Raw genomic sequence first — 18,447 nt, 5'->3', positions numbered from 1 at the left:
TGCACCCGCGCCACCTCCTGCGCCGTCCGCGATGCGCGGCACGTGGAGCATCGGCGGCGCGCGCAACGGCGACGCGTATGTACTGATCGACGACGACCGGGTGACGATGGCGGGGCACAGCGACGACATCCGCATCGCCAGGACGCTGCAGCAGGGCAAGACGCCGGTGCTTTGGCTGCGTCAGGACGGCAAGGAATACATCGTGCGCGACGTCGCCACCGTCAAGCAGGTGAAGGCGGCGCACGCGCCGGTCGAAGCGCTGGGCGCGGAGCAGGGCAAGCTGGGCGAACGGCAGGGCGCGCTCGGCGAACGCCAGGGCGAGCTGGGCATGAAGCAGGGCGAGCTGGGCATGAAGATGGCCGCCATCGGCGTCGAGCGGGCGGCCGCTTCGTTGCGGGACAACGACACTCGAGACGCCGCCAACGACCGCCGCATGAAAGCGCTGCAGGACGAACAGGAGGCCTTGGCCCGCCAGCAAGAAGCGCTGGCCCGTCAGCAGGAGCCACTCGCGCGGCAGCAGGAAGCGCTGGCGCGCAAGCAGATGGCCGCCACCGACCAGCTGCGGCGCGATGTCGACCGCCTGCTGGACGAGGCGATCCGCAGCGGCAAGGCCCAGCGACTCTGATCGCCCTGACGTAGAGCGGAGCTTGCTCCGCTGCCCTCCGATCCGATGACCGGATCCTGGAAAGGCCGCGGCCGAGCAAGCCCGGCTCTACGCCATCACGGGGCTGCCGCCGCGCCGCTCCACTGCGAGCGCGCGATGCGGATGATGGCGCGGACCTGCTCGCGGTCGCGGTGGCGGGAAATGGCGATGGCGCCGTGGCGCAACGCCGCCTCCCGCAAGGCCGCGGTCACGTCGTAATGCGCGCCGCTGCGTTTGTCCTGGAAGGCGCGCCGGGGCATCCCCAGGCGCGCGGCCATCGCATGCAGTTCGTCCAGCGTATCGGCCATCAGGTGCGCCCAGCGCTGTCCCCGCCACAGCGTCACCGCATCGTCCACGTACACGCTCATCGCGGCGCGGTGGCCTTCGGGGGCCGCACCATGCGGTCCATCAGGTGGTCCAGCGTCGCCGGCAGGTCGCCGCAGCGGCCCATGTGCACCGGCGAGGTCTGGATGATGGAACTGCGCTTGGCGGTCAGCCAGTGGAAGCGCGCACGCGGCGGCAGCAGGCCGATCGGCGCGGCCGCTTCGCCGCCACGGCAGATCGCCGGGATGGACGCCAGGTGGCGGCGCAGCGAGTCGATGTCCAGCGTGGGATCGAGCGCGCGCAGGCGCGCCTCGTCCAGTTCGATGCGCGCTTCCAGGAAGCCCGCGCGCTCGCACGACAGGATGATGCCGACGTTGGCGAATTCCTCGCGCTCCACGCGCGGCACCACACGGATCACCGCGTAGTCGTAGGTGTCATGCGCGTGCACGGATCGCCTCCTGCACGAACGCATCCCGCTGCGCCACGCGCCGCGTCAGGTACTCCACATAGGCGGCGCGCTGCGCGTCCGGCGCGCCGAACGCATCCGGTCCCTGCAGCCAGGCATCGGGTACCGTCGCGACGATACCGGCGATCGCATCGCCGGACAGCCGCGACGCCAGTTCCGCATCCACCTGCGCCAGTCGCGATGCCCAGCGCAGCAGCACGTGGTCGCGGATCAACGGGAAAGGCTTGCCCGCGCCTGCGACGTCGCCGTCCCAGCCATGGTGGAAGTACAGCGCCGCGCCGTGGTCGATCAGGTAGAGCCGGCGGTGCCACATCAGCAGGTTGGGATTGCGTGCGGTGCGGTCGACATTGCTGATGAAGGCGTCGAACCAGACGATGCGCGAAGCGAGGTCGTCGTCGGGCTGTTCGGCGACCGGATCGAAATTCACCGCGCCCGGCAGGTAGTCCATCGCCAGGTTCAGGCCGGCGCTGGCCTTGATCAGGTCCTGGATCTCCGGGTCGCCTTCGGTGCGGGCGAGGTCCGCGTCCAGTTCCATCAGCGCCAGTTCCGGCATCGGCAACTGCAGCGTCTTGGCCAGGCCGCCGGCGATCAGTTCGGCGACCAGCGCCTTCGGTCCCTGGCCGGCGCCGCGGAACTTGAGCACGTACAGGCCGTCGTTGTCGGCTTCGACCACGGCGGGCATCGAGCCGCCTTCGCGCAGCGGGGTGACGTAGCGGGTGGCGATACGGAGCGGGAGGGTCATCAGGCCGGCAGGATACCGCGCCTGCGCCCCCGGCTCAGGTCGAACGCGACACGCCCATCCGCCGCAGCGCCAGATACACCACCACGCTCGATGCCACGCCGAGCAACAACGCGAACGCCAGGCCGTGCGTGCTGTGGGCGAACGGCAGCCCGGGCAGGTTCATGCCGAACAGGCCGGCCACCAGGCTGGGCGGCAGCAGCAGGGCGGTGATCATCGACAGCACATACAGGTGCCGGTTGGTGCGCTCGGCGAGCTTCGCGGCGACTTCGTCCTGCAGCAGGCGCGCGCGCTCCTGCAGCGTGGCGACGTCGCCATCCAGATCGTCGAAGCGCTGGTTGAGGCGCGACACCGCGGGCAGCAGTTCGTGCCCGGTGTCGGCCGGATGGCGCTGCTCGAACTGCTTGAGCACGCGCCGCATCGCGGTGAGCGGACGGTGCAGGCGCACGGTCTGGTGGCGCAGCTGCGCGAGGTCGCGCCGCTCCTCGCCGATGCTGTCGGCCAGCACGCGGTCCTCGATGCGGTCCAGCCGCACCGACAGGCCATCGCTGCTGCGCTCGACGGTGTCGGCGAAACGCGCGGCGACCAGTTCCAGCAGCCGCACCGGCGAATCCGCGTCGGCGCCGGCACCGACCGCACGCCGCGCCGCCTCGACCGAACGCAGCGCCTGCCGCCGCGCGGTGACCAGCAGCGTCGGCGTCAGCGCGAAATGCAGCCAGCCGATGCCGTCGTCGCCGCGCAACTGGCCTTCGGCGGCAAGGTCGACGCCGCGCTGGTGCGTCCAGTCGACGAAGACGCCGTGGACCGCATCGTCTTCGAGTTGCAGGTTGACGTGAGAGTCCGGCGCCAGCAGCGTGGCGCACGCATCCTCCGGCAGGGCCAGCCCTGCGACCACCTGGGCACTGCGGGCATCGCTGAGGTCCAGGTGCAGCCAGTGCCAGTGACCGTCGGTGGCCTGCACGGCATCCAGGTCGCACCGCCCGGCATCCAGCGCGCGGGCGCGGCCGTCCGCGTCGAACCGGTACAGCCAGAGCGCGCCGGGCAGGCCGGAGAACGGCGACGGGCGGGCTTCGGGATCGACGGGCGGAGCCATGTGTTGCAGCCGTGCGGCAGTCGCGAGACGGTGGGATGACCGTCAGGCTACCGTCGTCATGTGCCGGTCTCGTGACAGGCGTCGCGGCGGCCTATCCGGCCGGTTGCGCCTCGGCACCGCCGCGCTGCAGGGGGTCGGGCAACGCCTCGCCGTTGGGGGTGAAGGCCAGCGACACCGAATTCAGGCAGTGGCGCTCGCCGGTCGGCGGCGGACCATCCGGGAACACGTGGCCCAGGTGCGACTGGCAACGCGCGCAGACGATCTCGGTGCGGACCATGCCGTAGCTGCGGTCGTGGATGCGGCCGACATGCGCTTCGTCGACGGGCTGGAAGAAGCTCGGCCAGCCGGTGCCGGAATCGAACTTGGCGCTGGAACGGAACAGCGGCAGGCCGCACAGGCGGCAGGTGTAGACGCCGTCCTTCTTGTTGTCGAGGAACACGCCGCAGAACGGCGCTTCGGTGCCGTGCTGCAGCAGCACGCGCCGCTCCTCGTCGCTCAGTCCGGCGACCAGGGTGTCGCGCTGCGCGGCGGTGGGCGGGGTGAGGTCGAAAGCCGTCATGGGCGTGCTCCGCAGAAAAGGTGTGACCGATATGGTGCCGCCATCGGCGTGCTGCAAGTCTGCACTATGATCGGCAGACCCAAACGAGAGGCAGGGATGCGCAGGCTTTCGACTTTCATGATCATGCTGCTCGCTACGCCTGCCGCTTCAGCACAGTCGCCGGCCGCATCGACGGCGCCCGCATGCCTCGATGCACGGCAGGTGTCCGAACTGCACCAGGCCTCGCCCAGGCACCTGGCGGCGCTCGATCGCAGTGGCCAGCGTTTCCGCATCGACCTGGGGGAAGACTGCCCGGGCAGTCCGGGCGTCCATGCGCAATTGCTGGTGCGTGGCGGGCGCGCCTGCGGCAGCGCCGGCGAAGCGGTGCGTATCGGCGCCGCCACGTGTCCGATCACGGGCGTCACGCCGGTGGAGGCACGCGACTACGCCGCGCTCGCCCGCGCAGCCTCCGCGATGGCCGAACAGACCGTCGCGACCACGCTGCCGGCGGTCGAAGTACGCGGCGAGCGCCGTCGCGGTTTCGGTGGCTCGTCGAGCTACTGCTTCGACACCCGCTATCTGCGTTCGTGGTCCGAGGACGGCAAGGGCATGCTGGTGGAGGTGTCGCCCAAGCGCTCCGGCGGACACCGCTACTACCGCGTCGAACTGCCGCAGGCCTGCCCCGATCTCGATTCCGCGCCGGCCATCAGCTTCCGCTCCGGCGTGGGCATCAGCCTGATCTGCGGCAACCCGGGCGACCGCGTGGTCGCCGACGGAACCGGCGACAGCGTGTCGTTCGACGCTTCGTCGGCGTACCCGGTCAGCGACGACGTGCGCGCGTCGCGCTTCCGTGCCGGCATGCGCTTCCAGTGCACGGTGTCGGCGGTCTACCCGCACGAATCGGAAGACGGAAACGGACAGGCCCCGCGCTGAGCGGGGCCTGCGTGCGTTGCGCGCCGTGCCGGGGGATCAGGGCGTCGAGCTGAGCGCCGCCGCGTTGTTGCGGAATTCCTTGCGCAGCCAGTCGTCGATCAGGCGCTTCTCGTAGCGCAGGTGGTCGTTGTTGTTGATCTGCGTGCCCATCAGGAAGGCGTGGTCGACCAGCTTGCGTTCGCCCTCGGCCACGACCTGGCCGTCCGCCCCCTTCAGGGTGAAGGTCAGCGTCATGCGCGGCGGATACAGATCCTTGACCACCCGGATGTCGTTCATGCCGATCCGCACGGTGGGATCGTAGTGGCCGGCGCGGTCGATGTCGGAGATGGTGACGTCCAGGGTCTGGCCGCGCGCGAGACGCTGGCCCGCTTCATCGCGCAGATAGGTGGCCAGTTGGGTGACCCAGGTGCCCCGTTCGGCTTCCCAGCGGTTGCCGCTGAACTTGATCTCGCTGAACTGCGCGGGATCGGACCAGCTGACGCTGACCGCGCCGCCCTCGGCGGGCACGCTGCGGGGCAGGTTCGGATCGGTGACGGTCTTCGGTGCCGCCATCGCGGGCGCGGCGGTGGCGAGCGCGACCAGGGCGGTGAGGAGCAGGGCAGGCGCCTTCATGACGGATCCTCCGTGGGAGTCACATGAAGTGTGCGCCCGCCGGTGGGGTGAAACAACACGGCGGCGCGCCACGCGCCGCGCGGCGTTCAGTCCCGGTTTGCAGGCCGTTCACAGGCTGCGCAGTCGCTCCACGTCGCGCACCGGCGGTGCGCCGAACATGCGGCTGTACTCGCGGCTGAACTGCGAGGGGCTTTCGTAGCCCACGCGATGGCCGGCGCTGGCAGCGTCCAGCACTTCGCTGAGCATCAGCCGGCGGGCTTCCTGCAGGCGCAGCTGCTTCTGGTACTGCAGCGGGCTCATCGCGGTGACCGCCTTGAAGTGATGATGCAGCGCTGAGGTGCTCATGTGCACCTCGCGGGCGATGTGGTCGATGCGCAGCGGCTTGGCGTAATGCTGGCGCAACCAGTGGATCGCCTTCGCCACGCGCTGGCCCTGGCTGTCGGCGATGCCGATGTGGCGCAGCATCGCGCCCTGCGGGCTGCACAGCACGCGGTAGAGGATCTCGCGCTCCACCAGCGGCGCCAGCAGCGGGATGTCGCGCGGCGTATCGAGCAGCTTCACCAGCCGGATGGTGGCCTCCAGCAGTTCCACGCTGCTGGGTGCCAGGCACAGGCCGCGCGAGGGGGGTGGCAGCGGGGCTTCCGCCGATTCGGCCTGGGTGACGAGCTCGGCGATGGTGGACGGCGAGAGCTTCAGGATCAGGCACAGGTAGGGCGCGTCCGCGGAGGCCTGGGTCACCTGCGCGGTGACCGGTAGGTCGACCGAGGCCACCACGAAGCGGCTGGCGTCGTAGTCGTACACCTCGTCGGCCAGGATCGCGCGCTTGGCGCCCTGCACGATCAGGCACAGCGCGGCTTCCTGCACGCCGCGCATCGGCAGCTGCATCGGCGCGCTGAGGCGGGAGAACTGCAGCGTGGGGATGGCGGTGGTGTGCAGGCCGTCACCGTGGGCGGATCGTTCAATCAGGCCGGCCAGTTCGCGGAGGCAGCCGTCGTGGGCGGGCGTGGTGTCGGGCATGGCAAGGCCTTGGCGGGGGCGGACGTGGGGGTGAAGCGAGTCTACGCAGCGCGCCGCCGGATGGAACCGCTTGAAGGTGCCCGGCGCAGGATCAGGCAAGCATCGTGGAGGAACCGGATATCGACGCCCCGACCCCGGCGCCCAGACTGCGCACCGTCCCGGCGCAGCCCGCGCCGTGCTTCCCCCAACGAGGTGCCCCATGTCCGGAATCGAAGGAAAAGTCATCGCCATCACCGGTGCCAGCAGCGGTATCGGCGAAGCCGCCGCGCGAGAACTGGCGCGCCGCGGCGCCCGCGTGGTTGTCGGCGCGCGCCGCACCGAGCGGCTCGAACAGCTGGTCGCCCGCATCGAGGCCGACGGCGGCATCGCCCGCCAGCGCGCGCTCGACGTCACCCGTCTGGACGACGTGCAGGCCTTCGTCGAATTCGCCCGTGAGCAGTTCGGCCGGCTCGACGTGATCGTCAACAACGCCGGCGTGATGCCGCTGTCGCCGTTGTCCGCGCTGAAGATCGACGAATGGAACCAGATGATCGACGTCAATATCCGCGGCGTGCTGCACGGCATCGCCGCCGCACTGCCGGTGATGCAGGCGCAGGGCGGCGGCCAGATCATCAACGTCGCCTCCACTGCCGGCCATCGCGTGTGGCCGAGCGCGGCGGTCTACTGCGCCACCAAGCACGCTGTGCTGGCCATCTCCGAAGGCCTGCGGCAGGAACACGACACCCTGCGCGTCACGGTGGTGTCACCGGGCGTGACCACCAGCGAGCTGGCCGAAACCACCAGCGATGCCGGCATCAAGGCGTGGCTGCAGGACTTCCGCCAGGTGGCAATCCCCGCCGAGGCCGTCGCGCGTGCCATCGCGTACGCGGTTGAGCAGCCCGATGATGTCGATGTGAGCGAAGTCATCGTGCGTCCGGCGGCGAGCGCGAACTGAGCGTTCCACCCCGAGGGGTTGCCGTCGCAGGGTCGGGGGAGTGCAATGGCGCACTCCCCCCGCTTCAGGAACCTCTCCATGGAATACCGTTACCTCGGCGCGTCCGGTTTCCGCGTGCCCGTCCTTTCCTTCGGCACCGGCACCTTCGGCGGCCAGGGCGCACTGTTCAGCGCGTGGGGCAGCACCGACGTGGCCGAGGCGCGGCGCCTGGTCGATGTCTGCCTCGATGCGGGCCTGAACATGTTCGACAGCGCCGACGTCTACTCGAAGGGCGCGGCCGAGGAAATCCTCGGCGAGGCCATCAAGGGCCGGCCGCGCGATTCGCTGATCATTTCCACCAAGGCCACGTTCCGCTTCGGCGACGGCGAGAACCAGGTCGGTTCCTCGCGCCACCACCTGATCAACGCGGTCGACGGCGCGCTCAAGCGCCTGGGCACCGATTACATCGACCTGTTCCAGCTGCACGGCTTCGATGCGCGCCCGCCGGTGGAGGAAGTGCTGTCCACGCTCGACACGCTGGTGAAGGCCGGCAAGATCCGCTATCTCGGCGTGTCCAACTTCTCCGGCTGGCATCTGATGAAGTCGCTGTCCGCCGCCGACCGCCACGGCTGGACGCGCTACGTCGCGCACCAGGCGTACTACTCGCTGGTCGGTCGCGACTACGAGTGGGAGCTGATGCCGCTGGCCGCCGACCAGGGCGTGGGCGCGGTGGTGTGGAGCCCGCTGGGCTGGGGCCGGCTGACCGGCAAGATCCGCCGCGGCCAGCCGCTGCCGGAAACCAGCCGCCTGCAGTCGCAGACCGCCAACGACGCCGGTCCGCAGGTCGACATGGATTATCTGTACGACGTCGTCGACGCGCTGGACGAGGTCGCGCAGGAAACCGGCAAGTCGATCCCGCAGGTCGCGCTGAACTGGCTGTTGCAGCGCCCCACCGTCAGCACCGTGGTGATCGGCGCGCGCAACGAGGAACAGCTGAAGCAGAACCTCGGCGCGGTCGGCTGGCACCTGACCACGGAACAGGTGGCGAAGCTGGATGCCGCCAGCCAGCGCCCGAAGCCGTACCCATACTGGCACCAGGCCGGCTTCGCCTACCGCAATCCCACGCCGGTCTGATTGCGCCGCCATGACCCCGTAGGAGCGCCCCATGGGCGCGATGCTCTTTGTGCGGTCGTTCGGAAAGCATCGCGCCCATGGGGCGCTCCTACAGGAGATCGATCGAGGGATAGCCATGCCTGGTGGAAGGACTTGCTAGAGTCACGCCTCTTTGCCCGTTACGGAGTTCCGATGCGCCTGTGCGTCCTCGCCGCTGTCCTGTCCGTTGCCTGCGCACCCGCGTTCGCCGCCACCACCTACATCAAGGCCGGGCGCCTGCTCGATGTCGAATCCGGGCGCCTGCTGGCCGACCAGGCCATCGTCATCGAGGACGCGCGCATCACCGCCATCGGCCCGGCCGCGAGTACGCCGGTACCGGCCGGCGCCACGGTGCACGACCTGTCGGCGAAGACGGTGCTGCCCGGCCTGATGGACGCACACGTGCACCTGCATGGCGACGCCGACCTGCAGGGCTATCGCCGCCTCGCGATCTCGCTGCCGGCAGCCGCCATCAAGGGCGCGAAGAACGCACGCACCACGCTGCTGGCCGGCTTCACCACCGTGCGCGTGCCCGGCTCGCCCGGTTACGCCGACGTGGCGCTGCGCGACGCGATCGCCACCGGCGAAGTCGACGGACCGCGCATCCTCGCCGGCGGCGTGTCCATCGGCATCACCGGCGGCCATTGCAGCGACAACAACCTGCTGCCGGCCGAATACAAGGCCGTCGGAGAAGGCGTCGCCGACGGCCCGTGGGCGGCGCGCCAGAAGGTGCGGCAGAACGTCAAGTTCGGCGCCGATTTCATCAAGACCTGTTCCACCGGCGGCGTGCTGTCCAAGGGCACCGAAGTCGGCGCGCCGCAGTACTCGCTGGAGGAACTGAAAGCGCTCGTCGACGAAGCGCATGCGCTCGGCCGCAAGGTGGCCTCGCACGCGCACGGCGCCACCGGCATCCGCAACGCGCTGCTGGCCGGCGTGGATTCCATCGAGCACGCCAGCTTCATCGACGACGAAGGCATTGCGCTGGCGAAGAAGAACGGCACGGTGCTGGTGATGGACATCTACAACACCGAGTACATCCTGGGCGAAGGCGAGAAGGCCGGTTTCCTGCCCGAGTCGCTGGAGAAGGAGCGCCGCGTGGGCGCCACCCAGCGCGAGAACTTCCGCAAGGCGCACCAGGCCGGCGCGATCATGGGCTTCGGCACCGACGGTGGCGTGTATCCGCACGGCCTCAACGCGCGCCAGTTCTCGCGCATGGTGCAGTTCGGCATGACCCCGCTGCAGGCGATCCGCTCGGCCACGATGGTGAACGCGCGGCTGTTCGGCATCGACAAGGACGCCGGTGTGCTGAAGCCGGGCTACTACGCGGACCTGATCGCCGTCGACGGCGATCCGTTGCAGGACGTGGCCGTGCTGGAGACCGTCGGCTTCGTGATGAAGCAGGGCCGCGTGTACAAGAACACCGCCAACGACTGAGGCGCCGCGCATGTCCAAGCCCGTGAAGATCGCTTTCGTCTCCGACGTCGCCTGTCCGTGGTGCGCGATAGGTCTGGCCGCGCTGGAACGCGCCATGGCGGCCATCGGCGGCGACCTGCAGGTCGAGCTGCGCTTCCAGCCGTTCGAGCTGAATCCCGACATGGCGCCGGAAGGCGAGGCCATCGCCGATCATCTCGGACGCAAGTACGGTCTGAGTGCGGAGCAGCTGGCGCAGAACGGCGAAGCATTGCGCCAGCGTGGCGAAGCCCTGGGGGTGCGCATCGACCTGCAGAAGCGCGACCGCATCTACAACACCTTCGATGCGCATCGCCTGCTGCACTGGACGGGCGAGCAGGGCGCCGCACAACAGCTGGCGCTCAAGCGCGCGCTGCTGCAGGCGTACCACAGTGAAGGCCGCAACGTATCCGACCTCGACACCCTGGTCGCCATCGCCGCGTCCGCCGGCCTGGACGCCGCCGAAGCACGGCGCATCCTGGAGACGGACACCTACGCCGCGCAGGTGCGCGAACGCGAGCACTTCTACCAGCAGCGCGGCATCCGCGCGGTGCCGTCGGTGATCCTCAACGACCGCCATCTGGTACAGGGCGGGCAGCCGCCCGAGGTGTTCGAGCAGGCGCTGCGGCAGCTGGCGGGCATCAGCGGCTGACGCGTGTGTAGCGGGTCTCCACCGCGCGCATTTCCTCGCGCTGCGGGGTGATGTTGAACATGGTGATGACCAGGGTGTCCGGGTCGGGTTGTTCCAGCGTTGTCCGCCAGCCCCAACGCGGGCCGCCCTGTCCGTCGCCGTAGCTGCCCAGCATGTCGGGCGCGAGCGCGCTGCCGCCGCCGGTCGAGAACATGATGCTGGTGCCGGTGCCGAAACTTTCCACCCAGGCCGACTCCCAGTTCCCGTCATCCAGGTGGTAGCCGTAGATCACGAAGCCCTCGATGGGTTCGTCATTGAAGCGGGTTTCGTACTCGTGGGTCAGGAAGCGCCCGCCCAGCACGCTGCGGATGCGTCCGCGCTGCGGCGCTTCGCAGGCCAGTTCATCCGGGGTGAACCATAGCCGGAAGCGGCCCTCCCAGTCGCCGGCCATCTGCGCGAGTTGCCGGTGCCGGCCGTCCGCCAGCGATGCCTCGAAGGCCTGCTTGCCCATGCGGAAGATTCCTGGGAGGGAGGGCGGATCATGCCATCCCGACGCGGGCCGCGGAGGCCGGCCCGCGTCCGCGGAGTGACGCGCGCAGCTCAGCCGTGGCGGGCCAGCAGCACGGATTCGTTGCTGGGCATCTCGACCACCACGGCGGTGGGGATGCCGTGGTGCTGGTGCAGGGTGGCGGCAAGCAGCTTGGCGTTTTCGCGCGCGTCGCCGAGGTTGTCGAACCAGTTGCGGCCGTACTGGCCTTCGTAGAGCTGCCAGCCTTTGGCGTTGGCGGCGATGGTGAACAGCAGGCGGGGCATGACGTACTCCAGTCAACACGCCGGGCAGGGAACCGGCGGGGAGACTGTGCGCCTATGTGCCACTTATCACATTCGGCGGATACCCCGGTCCAGCGTAGGAAAAGTCCTGCGCGGCTGTAGGTGGGCCGCCCGGTTTCAACGCAGCAGGGGTTCGAGCGCTTTCCACACGTGGTCGCGCAACTTGGGTTGCGCACTGGCGACGGGATGCAGGTTGTCGGCCTGGTAGGCGTTGCGGTCGAGCGCGATGGGCTCCAGCAGGAACGGCAGCAAGGTGGTCTTGTATTGCCCGGCCAGCGCGCTGTAGTTCTGCTCGAAGCCGCGCGTGTACTCGGGCCCGTAGTTTGGCGGCATGCGCATGCCGATCAGCAGCACCTTCGCCTTGCCGGCCTGCGCCGCCTTGATCATCTTCTCGAGGTTGGCGCGGGTCTGCGCCAGCGGCAGGCCGCGCAGGCCGTCGTTCGCGCCGAGCGCGATGACGACGACGGCGGGCCTGTGCCGTTGCAGCTCCGCGGCGATGCGTGCCGCGCCGCCTGCGGTGGTCTCGCCGCTGATGCTGGCGTTGACGATGCGCCAGCCCGGCTTCGTCTTGCCGATGCGTTCTCCGGTCAGCGACACCCAGCCCTGCGCCGGGGCAAGACCGTAGGCGGCGGAGAGCGAATCGCCCATCACCAGGACGGTGCGTGCGCCCTTCGCCGGTGTGGCCGCGGCGGTCTGCGCTGCGACGGGCCGTGCAAACAACGCGACGAGCAGCAGCAACGACAGGCCCATGGCCCATTGCATGCCTGCACGGCGGGCCCCATACCTGTTCAAATTAAGAAACATTTAATCCGTGCTCCCGATGATCCACGAAATGACCGACGAGACGATCATGGCCGACGCCAGCAGACTCCCCCCTGAAGCCCCCGCCACCGTGCGCCATGCCGTGCTCGACGTACAGGGCCTGGGCAAGCATGTGCCGCTGCCCGACGGCGACCTGACGATACTCGACGACATCGGCTTCCGCATCGAACACGGCGACACGGTGGCCATCGTCGGCGCCTCGGGCTCGGGCAAGAGCACGCTGCTGTCGCTCCTGGCGGGCCTGGACGTGCCGAGCACCGGCGCGGTGACGCTGGATGGCGAGCGGCTCTCCGCCATGGACGAGGACGGCCGCGCACGCGTGCGCGGCGAGAAGGTCGGTTTCGTGTTCCAGAGCTTCCAGCTGCTGCCGTCGCTGACCGCGCTGGAGAACGTCATGCTGCCGCTGGAACTGCGCGGCGATGCCGATGCCGAAGGCCCGGCGCGCCAGATCCTGGAGAAGGTCGGCCTGGGCCAGCGCCTGGGCCACTATCCGCGGCAACTGTCCGGCGGTGAGCAGCAGCGCGTCGCGCTGGCGCGCGCGTTCGTCACCCGGCCGTCGCTGCTGTTCGCCGACGAACCCACCGGCAATCTCGATACCCATACCGGCCAGGCGATCATCGAGCTGCTGTTCGCGCTGAATGCGGATGCGGGCACCACGCTGGTGCTGGTCACGCATGACGACCATCTCGCCGCGCGTTGCCGGCGCCTGATCCGGCTGGATGCCGGCCGCCTGCAGGGCGCGGCCGCATGAAGACGCTGGCGCTGGCTTGGCGCCAGTTGCGGCGCGATCTTGCCGCGGGCGATGTCCGCATCCTGTTCGCGGCGCTGGTGCTGGCGGTGGTCGCGGTCACGGCCGTCGGCTTCGTCACCGATCGCGCAGAACGCGCGCTGGCGATCGAAGCGAACCGGCTGCTCGGCGGCGATGTCGTGGTGCGCGGCGATGCACCGCCGACCGACGCGCTGCGCACGCTGGCTGCCGCACCGGGCCTGCGGGTGACCGAGACGCAGGAACTGCAGAGCATGATCCGTGCGGGCGAGTCGCTGTCGCTCGGCGACCTGCGCGCGCTGGGGGAGGGCTTCCCCCTGCGCGGCAGCTTCCGCGTCGTTGATCGCGCCGGCGGCGCCGAGCGCGATGCCGGCGGCATTCCCGCGCCGGGCACGCTGTGGATCAGCCAGGCCGGTGCGGAGACCCTGGGCGCCAAGCCCGGCGACGACATCGGCATCGGCACGCGCACACTGAAGCTCGCCGCGCTGGTGACGCAGGAACCGGATGCGGCGCTCGACTACTTCAATGTCGCGCCCAAGGTCTTCCTCAATCTCGCCGACCTGCCGTCCACCGGGCTGGTGCAGGAAGGCAGCCGCCTGCGCTACCGGCTGGTGGTCGCCGGCGATGCCGCGGCGGTCGAAACGTTCACCGCCGCAGTGAAGCCGCAGCTCGCGCGCGGCCAGCGCATGGAAACCATCCAGGACGCGCGGCCGGAAGTGCGCTCGGCGCTGGATCGCGCCAGCCGCTTCCTCGGCCTGGCCGCGCTGGTGTCGGTGGTGCTGGCGGCGGTGGCGGTGGCGATGGCCGCACGCCGGCACAGCGAACGGCATCTGTCGGGCACGGCGGTGATGCGCTGCCTCGGCGCGCAGCAGCGCACGCTGGTCGGCATCCATGTCGGCGAACTGGTGCTGCTGGGCCTGGCGGCGTGCACGGTCGGCGTGCTGATCGCGTTCGGGCTGCAATGGGGCATCGGCAGCTGGCTGCAGCAGTCGCTGAAGATCGACATTCCGCCGGCGGGCCTGATGCCGGCATTGCAGGGTTATGGCGTCGGCATGATCGTGTTGCTCGCCTTCGGCGCGCCGCCGGTACTGGCGCTGCGTCGCGTGCCGGCCCTGCGCGTGCTGCGCCGCGACCTCGATCGCACCGAGCCCAGCGCGTGGCTGGTGGCGCTGACGGGTTTCGTCGGCCTCGGCGCGCTGCTGTGGTGGAAGGCGGGCTCGCCGACGCTGGGCACGGCGATGCTCATCGGCATCGTCGGTACCCTGGCCGTGCTCGCGCTGCTGGCGTGGTTGCTGATCGTGCTGGTGCGCCGCGTCCGCTCGCGGCTGCGCGGCAGCCTGCGTTACGGCCTGGCCAACGTCAGTCGCCGCGCGGGCACGTCGATCGCGCAGGTGTCCGCGCTGGGCCTGGGCCTGATGGCGCTGCTGCTGCTGACCTTCGTGCGCACCGACCTGCTCGACCGCTGGCAGCTGGCGTTGTCGGCCAATGCGCCCAACCGCTTCATCATCAACGTGCAGCCGGACCAGGTGGAGCCGGTGAAGGCCTTCATGCAGGCACGCGGCCTGTCGACGGTCGATCTCTATCCGATGATCCGCGGCCGCCTGGTGGAACACAACGGCAAGCCCGCCAGCGGTGCGGACTACGAGGGCGCCGACGAGCGCGCGCAACGGCGCGCCGATCGCGAGTTCAACCTGTCGATGGCGGCGACGCTGCGCGACGACAACAAGGTGACCGCCGGCGCGTTCTGGAGCGGGCGCACGCCGACGTCGCCGGAGCTGTCGGTGGAGGAAGAGTTCGCCGAAGACCTGGGCTGGAAGCTCGGCGACCAGGTGGCGTTCGACATCGCCGGCCAGCGCTTCGAGGGTCGCATCACCAGCCTGCGCAGCGTGGACTGGGAAAGCTTCCGGCCGAACTTCTTCGTGGTTGCCTCGCCCGGCGCGCTCGATGGCTACTCGGCCAGCTACATCACCGCGGTCAGCGTGCCGTCGGGTGACAGCGCCTTCACCCGCGAGCTGGTCAACCAGTATCCCAACCTGTCGGTGATCGACGTGGAGGCGGTGCTCAACCAGGTGCGCAGCACGGCCGAACAGGTCTCGCAGGTGGTGCAGGTGGTGTTCTGGTTCTCGCTGGCGGCCGGATTGCTGGTGCTGATGGCGGCGGTCAGCGCGAGCCAGGACGAGCGCCTGCTGGAAGGCGGTGTGATGCGTGTGCTCGGCGGCAGCCGTCGCCAGCTGCGGTTGGCGCAGGCGTCGGAGTTCGCCGCCATCGGCCTGCTGGCGGGCCTGGTCGCGGCGATCGCGGCCTCGGTGCTGTCGGGCGTGGTGGCCACGCAGGTGTTCGACCTGCCGTGGAAGGCGAACTGGCAGCTCGCGGCCATCGGCGGCGGCCTCGGCATGCTGGCCGCACTCGGCGCCGGCCTGTTCGCCGCCCGCAAGGTGCTGGATGCGCCGCCGTCGGTGACGTTGCGCGAACTGCAGGGCTGATGCTGCGGTTGTTGTAGGAGCGCCCTCGGGCGCGATGCTCTTGCCCTTGCTGCGGGCCGAAGAAGAGCATCGCGCCCGAGGGCGCTCCTACATAAAAGAACGGGTGAGCCGAAGAAAAAGGGGTGAGCCGAAGCTCACCCCTTGATGCACACCACCTGGCGCAGCGTGTGGACCACCTCCACCAGGTCGGACTGCGCCGACATCACCGCGTCGATGTCCTTGTAGGCCGCCGGCGACTCATCGATCACGCCGGCGTCCTTGCGGCATTCGACGTGCGCCGTGGCTTCGCGGTGCTGCGACAGCGTGATCTGCTGACGCGCGGCGGTACGGCTCATCACGCGGCCGGCGCCGTGGCTGCAGCTGTGGAAGCTGTCCGCGTTGCCCTTGCCGCGCACGATGAAGCTCTTTGCGCCCATGCTGCCGGGGATGATGCCCAGCTCGCCGGCACGCGCACTCACCGCACCCTTGCGGGTGACCAGCAGCTCCTCGCCACCGTGCATTTCCTTCTGCACGTAGTTGTGGTGACAGTTGACCGCCATCTTCTCCAGCTGGAACTTGGGCAGACGGTGGCGCATTTCGGCCAGGACGCGCGACATCATCGCCTCGCGGTTCTCGCGGGCGTAGTCCTGCGCCCACGACACCGCTTCCACGTAGTCGTCGAACAAGGGCTCGCCCTGCATGAAGAAGGCCAGGTCCTTGTCCGGCAGGTGGAAACCGAGCACGCGGTGCGCCAATTGCTCGCGTGCGCGCTCGATGAAGTACGTGCCGATCAGGTTGCCGGTGCCGCGCGAACCGCTGTGCAGCATCACCCACACGGCATCGCTTTCGTCGAGGCAGAGCTCGATGAAGTGGTTGCCGCCACCCAGCGTGCCGATCTGGCAGCCGAGCTTGTCGGTGCGCACCTTGCGGTGCTTCTGCTTGATGACGTCCAGTCGCTCGACCAGCCCCGACTGCGCGATGCGCGTGCCGATGCTGTCCGGCAGCTTCCAGTGCTCGCCGCCGCGACCGTTGCCGACCGGCACGCTACGCTCGATGCCCGAGCGCAGCTGCGCCAGGCTGTCCGGCAGGTCCTTCGCGCGCAGCGTGGTGCGCACTGCAGCCATGCCGCAGCCGATGTCCACGCCGACGGCCGCCGGGATGATGGCGCCGCGGGTCGGGATGACCGAGCCCACGGTCGCGCCCTTGCCCAGATGCACGTCGGGCATCACCGCCACCCACGGACCGACGAACGGGATGGACGCGATGTTGCGCAGCTGGTCGTGGGCCTGCGCTTCCAGCGGCACGCCGCGCACCCAGCCCTTGATCGGCGTGGCGCTGCCTTCGGCGTGCAGCAGTTCGAATCGGGATTGCATGTTCATGTGTTCACTCCATTGAAAGGATAGAGCCCCTTCCCCCGCGTGCGGGGGAAGGTTGGGATGGGGGCGAACGGCGCCGCAGCGTCATCTCCCGCCGGAGTCGAACCGCGTTCTCGCGTTCTCGCGCTCTCCGTGCGCCGACGCGTGCCGTGCTCCGGCGTGCCCCCACCCCAGCCCTCCCCCGTGGAAGGGGGAGGGGGCAGGTTCCTGCTACTTCAACGTCACCAGTTGCTTCAGCACGCCATCCAGGCCGCCGAACACGGTGAGCTTGTCGATCTTCTCGGTGACTTTTTCCAGGGCCTCGAGCTCCTTCAGGCGCATCAGCACCGGCGACTCGTCGATCAGCTTCGCGGTGTTGAGCAGGGAACGCGTGGCGTTCGCCTCCTCGCGGCGACGGATCACGTTGGCTTGCGCCGTCTTCTCCGCCTGCACCAGCCCGTTGAGGATCTCCTTCATCTCGCCCGGCAGGATCACGTCCTTCACGCCGACGCCCAGCACTTCCACGCCGAGGCCGCTCAGCTGGCCTCGCACGTAGGCGAAGATGTCGGCGTCCAGCGACGCCTTGTCGCCCAGCAGTTCGTCCAGCGTCCTGGCCGAGACCACCTTGCGCAGGCCGTACTGCAGCTCGCGGTAGACGAAGTCGCCGACCTTGGCCACTTTGGTCCGCGCAGCGACCACGTCGGTGACGCGGGTGCTGGCGGCCAGGTTCACGCGCAGGCTGACCTTGTCGCGGGTCAACAGTTCCTGGCCCGACACTTCGATCGTCTGCACGCGCAGGTCGACGACATCCACGACCACGTTCTTCTGGAAGTTCCAGAAGGCATGGCTGCCCGGCGCCAGCGTGCGCTCCAGCCTGCCGTCGATGAAGACCAGGCCGGCGAACTCCGCCGGCACATCGGCCACCACGGCCAGCTTCGACAACGCGCCCAACTGGCGCAGGCGACGCGCGACGGCGGCCTCCACGTCCAGCGAAGCCAGCGTCACCGCCTGCACTTCGACCTTCACCAGGCCGATCCAGTACAGGCGCCGCGTGCCGGGCGGCAGCACGTCTTCCAGCTTGCCGTTCTTCAGCACCAGGCCGACCTGGTCCACGCCGATGTCGGCGAGCACGAAGACCTCGCCCAGGCCTTCGCCCAGGCGCGCGATCAGCGCGTCGACGTCATGGCCGGCGTATTCCGGCGCAGCGATGTTGAACGTGCGCACCTCGATGCGACCCATCGGGTCGAACCAGCGGTACACGCCGGGCGCGAGCAGTTGCTCGAACCGACGGTTGCGATACACCAGGCCGCGCTCGCCGTCACCGATCACGACCCTCTTGGTCCAGAACATGGCGTTGTTCTCCTTGTTGGCTCTGGTGGTTCGATCCGATGGGCAAACACCGACGCGGCGGATCGAGTCCCGCGACGATGGTGTGCCGTCCGCGACATGCGGACAGCGGAACAAGGCGGAAACGCCCCTGGACGGAGGCGGTGCGGGCAGCCGGCGCTGTTGGCGGAGGCATCGTGGCGCTGGGGCGATCCGCAGATCGCATCAAAGGCCATGCGCATCCGCGTCGAGGGCGCGGTGCCGGCACCGTCACCGCTGCGGTGCGCTGTCTTTCTGCAATCCATCGCGGAGAGACGTTGCGCCGCACTGGGCGTTTCCTGGGTGGGACTTGCGTCCCTGTTTCCAGATTTACAG

General features: G+C 69.4%; 20 protein-coding genes. 8 read left to right on the top strand and 12 right to left on the bottom strand.

Annotation, left to right across the window (positions count from 1 at the left end; all coding sequences use genetic code 11):
* On the top strand, positions 1–625 hold a 625-nt coding region (locus MMG85_RS16645), incomplete at its 5' end, for a hypothetical protein (protein ID WP_241047050.1).
* A gap of 95 nt (positions 626–720) precedes the next feature.
* On the opposite strand, the gene MMG85_RS16640 is transcribed toward MMG85_RS16645, so the two are convergent.
* The 5 genes from MMG85_RS16640 to msrB form a co-directional block, all read right to left on the bottom strand.
* Positions 721–1,011: a DUF4031 domain-containing protein gene (locus tag MMG85_RS16640; RefSeq protein ID WP_241047049.1), complete on the bottom strand. Its 291-nt coding sequence runs from the start codon at positions 1,009–1,011 to the stop codon at positions 721–723.
* Entirely contained in the window at positions 1,008–1,415 is a 408-nt protein-coding gene (locus tag MMG85_RS16635) for a DUF3037 domain-containing protein (RefSeq protein WP_241047048.1), read from the bottom strand. Before MMG85_RS16635 ends, MMG85_RS16640 begins: the two co-directional genes overlap by 4 nt.
* The gene (locus tag MMG85_RS16630) at positions 1,402–2,175 is read right to left on the bottom strand and encodes a HipA family kinase (RefSeq protein ID WP_241047047.1); all 774 of its coding nucleotides are present in this window, start codon (positions 2,173–2,175) and stop codon (positions 1,402–1,404) included. Before MMG85_RS16630 ends, MMG85_RS16635 begins: the two co-directional genes overlap by 14 nt.
* A 34-nt stretch (positions 2,176–2,209) precedes the next feature.
* Positions 2,210–3,265, bottom strand: coding sequence for a CorA family divalent cation transporter (locus tag MMG85_RS16625; RefSeq protein WP_241047046.1), 1,056 nt, complete (start codon positions 3,263–3,265; stop codon positions 2,210–2,212).
* 91 nt (positions 3,266–3,356) lie between these two features.
* A complete protein-coding gene (msrB, locus tag MMG85_RS16620; protein ID WP_241047045.1) occupies positions 3,357–3,824 on the bottom strand; it encodes a peptide-methionine (R)-S-oxide reductase MsrB in 468 nt (155 codons plus the stop codon).
* A 117-nt stretch (positions 3,825–3,941) separates the two neighbouring features.
* On the opposite strand from msrB, the gene MMG85_RS16615 reads away from it, so the two are divergent.
* Positions 3,942–4,736, top strand: a complete 795-nt coding sequence (locus tag MMG85_RS16615; RefSeq protein WP_241047044.1) for a hypothetical protein — start codon at positions 3,942–3,944, stop codon at positions 4,734–4,736.
* Positions 4,737–4,772: 36 nt separating this feature from the next.
* Here the strand turns inward: MMG85_RS16615 and MMG85_RS16610 are convergent, their stop codons facing one another.
* Positions 4,773–5,288 (bottom strand): DUF3016 domain-containing protein, encoded by a 516-nt coding sequence (locus MMG85_RS16610; RefSeq protein WP_235578516.1) that lies wholly within the window; start codon positions 5,286–5,288, stop codon positions 4,773–4,775.
* A gap of 168 nt (positions 5,289–5,456) precedes the next feature.
* Complete coding sequence (locus MMG85_RS16605; RefSeq protein WP_241047043.1) at positions 5,457–6,365, bottom strand: AraC family transcriptional regulator; 909 nt, start codon at positions 6,363–6,365, stop codon at positions 5,457–5,459.
* 199 nt (positions 6,366–6,564) lie between these two features.
* Here MMG85_RS16605 and MMG85_RS16600 point away from each other — a divergent pair, with 199 nt between their 5' ends.
* From MMG85_RS16600 to MMG85_RS16585, 4 genes are all read left to right on the top strand, one after another.
* Positions 6,565–7,299, top strand: coding sequence for an SDR family oxidoreductase (locus tag MMG85_RS16600; RefSeq protein ID WP_241047042.1), 735 nt, complete (start codon positions 6,565–6,567; stop codon positions 7,297–7,299).
* Between the two features lie 78 nt (positions 7,300–7,377).
* Positions 7,378–8,412 (top strand): aldo/keto reductase, encoded by a 1,035-nt coding sequence (locus tag MMG85_RS16595; RefSeq protein ID WP_241047041.1) that lies wholly within the window; start codon positions 7,378–7,380, stop codon positions 8,410–8,412.
* A gap of 171 nt (positions 8,413–8,583) precedes the next feature.
* A complete protein-coding gene (locus tag MMG85_RS16590; RefSeq protein ID WP_241047040.1) occupies positions 8,584–9,864 on the top strand; it encodes an amidohydrolase family protein in 1,281 nt (426 codons plus the stop codon).
* A 10-nt stretch (positions 9,865–9,874) separates the two neighbouring features.
* Positions 9,875–10,531, top strand: coding sequence for a DsbA family oxidoreductase (locus MMG85_RS16585; RefSeq protein WP_241047039.1), 657 nt, complete (start codon positions 9,875–9,877; stop codon positions 10,529–10,531).
* Here the strand turns inward: MMG85_RS16585 and MMG85_RS16580 are convergent.
* The 3 genes from MMG85_RS16580 to MMG85_RS16570 form a co-directional block, all read right to left on the bottom strand.
* Positions 10,521–11,021: a DUF1579 family protein gene (locus tag MMG85_RS16580; RefSeq protein WP_241047038.1), complete on the bottom strand. Its 501-nt coding sequence runs from the start codon at positions 11,019–11,021 to the stop codon at positions 10,521–10,523. The genes MMG85_RS16585 and MMG85_RS16580 overlap by 11 nt on opposite strands.
* A gap of 89 nt (positions 11,022–11,110) precedes the next feature.
* A complete protein-coding gene (locus MMG85_RS16575) occupies positions 11,111–11,323 on the bottom strand; it encodes a hypothetical protein (protein ID WP_055939429.1) in 213 nt (70 codons plus the stop codon).
* 135 nt (positions 11,324–11,458) lie between these two features.
* Complete coding sequence (locus MMG85_RS16570; RefSeq protein ID WP_277399924.1) at positions 11,459–12,091, bottom strand: arylesterase; 633 nt, start codon at positions 12,089–12,091, stop codon at positions 11,459–11,461.
* Positions 12,092–12,233: 142 nt separating this feature from the next.
* Here MMG85_RS16570 and MMG85_RS16565 point away from each other — a divergent pair, with 142 nt between their 5' ends.
* Positions 12,234–12,914 (top strand): ABC transporter ATP-binding protein, encoded by a 681-nt coding sequence (locus MMG85_RS16565; protein ID WP_345778864.1) that lies wholly within the window; start codon positions 12,234–12,236, stop codon positions 12,912–12,914.
* Positions 12,911–15,412, top strand: a complete 2,502-nt coding sequence (locus MMG85_RS16560) for an FtsX-like permease family protein (protein WP_241047037.1) — start codon at positions 12,911–12,913, stop codon at positions 15,410–15,412. The genes MMG85_RS16565 and MMG85_RS16560 overlap by 4 nt, the downstream gene beginning before the upstream one ends.
* 134 nt (positions 15,413–15,546) lie before the next feature.
* On the opposite strand, the gene MMG85_RS16555 is transcribed toward MMG85_RS16560, so the two are convergent.
* Positions 15,547–16,770: an RtcB family protein gene (locus tag MMG85_RS16555; protein ID WP_241047036.1), complete on the bottom strand. Its 1,224-nt coding sequence runs from the start codon at positions 16,768–16,770 to the stop codon at positions 15,547–15,549.
* A gap of 207 nt (positions 16,771–16,977) precedes the next feature.
* Positions 16,978–18,096, bottom strand: a complete 1,119-nt coding sequence (locus MMG85_RS16550) for a slipin family protein (RefSeq protein ID WP_241047035.1) — start codon at positions 18,094–18,096, stop codon at positions 16,978–16,980.
* Between the last annotated feature and the right edge of the window lie 351 nt (positions 18,097–18,447).

Origin of the sequence: Pseudoxanthomonas sp. LH2527 (assembly GCF_022539275.1) — a bacterium.
Taxonomy (GTDB): Bacteria; Pseudomonadota; Gammaproteobacteria; order Xanthomonadales; family Xanthomonadaceae; genus Pseudoxanthomonas_A.
Note: the sequence above shows the minus strand (reverse complement) of the source record. Positions and strands in the feature narration are given on the sequence as shown.

Coding starts and splice junctions, on each gene's coding strand:
- MMG85_RS16595 (WP_241047041.1), top strand. CDS start 7,378: ATGGAATACCGTTACCTCGGCGCGTCCGGTTTCCGCGTGCCCGTCCTT.
- MMG85_RS16585 (WP_241047039.1), top strand. CDS start 9,875: ATGTCCAAGCCCGTGAAGATCGCTTTCGTCTCCGACGTCGCCTGTCCG.
- MMG85_RS16560 (WP_241047037.1), top strand. CDS start 12,911: ATGAAGACGCTGGCGCTGGCTTGGCGCCAGTTGCGGCGCGATCTTGCC.
- MMG85_RS16640 (WP_241047049.1), bottom strand. CDS start 1,011: ATGAGCGTGTACGTGGACGATGCGGTGACGCTGTGGCGGGGACAGCGC.
- MMG85_RS16605 (WP_241047043.1), bottom strand. CDS start 6,365: ATGCCCGACACCACGCCCGCCCACGACGGCTGCCTCCGCGAACTGGCC.
- MMG85_RS16630 (WP_241047047.1), bottom strand. CDS start 2,175: ATGACCCTCCCGCTCCGTATCGCCACCCGCTACGTCACCCCGCTGCGC.
- MMG85_RS16625 (WP_241047046.1), bottom strand. CDS start 3,265: ATGGCTCCGCCCGTCGATCCCGAAGCCCGCCCGTCGCCGTTCTCCGGC.
- MMG85_RS16580 (WP_241047038.1), bottom strand. CDS start 11,021: ATGGGCAAGCAGGCCTTCGAGGCATCGCTGGCGGACGGCCGGCACCGG.
- MMG85_RS16615 (WP_241047044.1), top strand. CDS start 3,942: ATGATCATGCTGCTCGCTACGCCTGCCGCTTCAGCACAGTCGCCGGCC.
- MMG85_RS16550 (WP_241047035.1), bottom strand. CDS start 18,096: ATGTTCTGGACCAAGAGGGTCGTGATCGGTGACGGCGAGCGCGGCCTG.
- MMG85_RS16555 (WP_241047036.1), bottom strand. CDS start 16,770: ATGAACATGCAATCCCGATTCGAACTGCTGCACGCCGAAGGCAGCGCC.
- MMG85_RS16575 (WP_055939429.1), bottom strand. CDS start 11,323: ATGCCCCGCCTGCTGTTCACCATCGCCGCCAACGCCAAAGGCTGGCAG.
- msrB (WP_241047045.1), bottom strand. CDS start 3,824: ATGACGGCTTTCGACCTCACCCCGCCCACCGCCGCGCAGCGCGACACC.
- MMG85_RS16610 (WP_235578516.1), bottom strand. CDS start 5,288: ATGGCGGCACCGAAGACCGTCACCGATCCGAACCTGCCCCGCAGCGTG.
- MMG85_RS16590 (WP_241047040.1), top strand. CDS start 8,584: ATGCGCCTGTGCGTCCTCGCCGCTGTCCTGTCCGTTGCCTGCGCACCC.
- MMG85_RS16600 (WP_241047042.1), top strand. CDS start 6,565: ATGTCCGGAATCGAAGGAAAAGTCATCGCCATCACCGGTGCCAGCAGC.
- MMG85_RS16570 (WP_277399924.1), bottom strand. CDS start 12,091: ATGGGCCTGTCGTTGCTGCTGCTCGTCGCGTTGTTTGCACGGCCCGTC.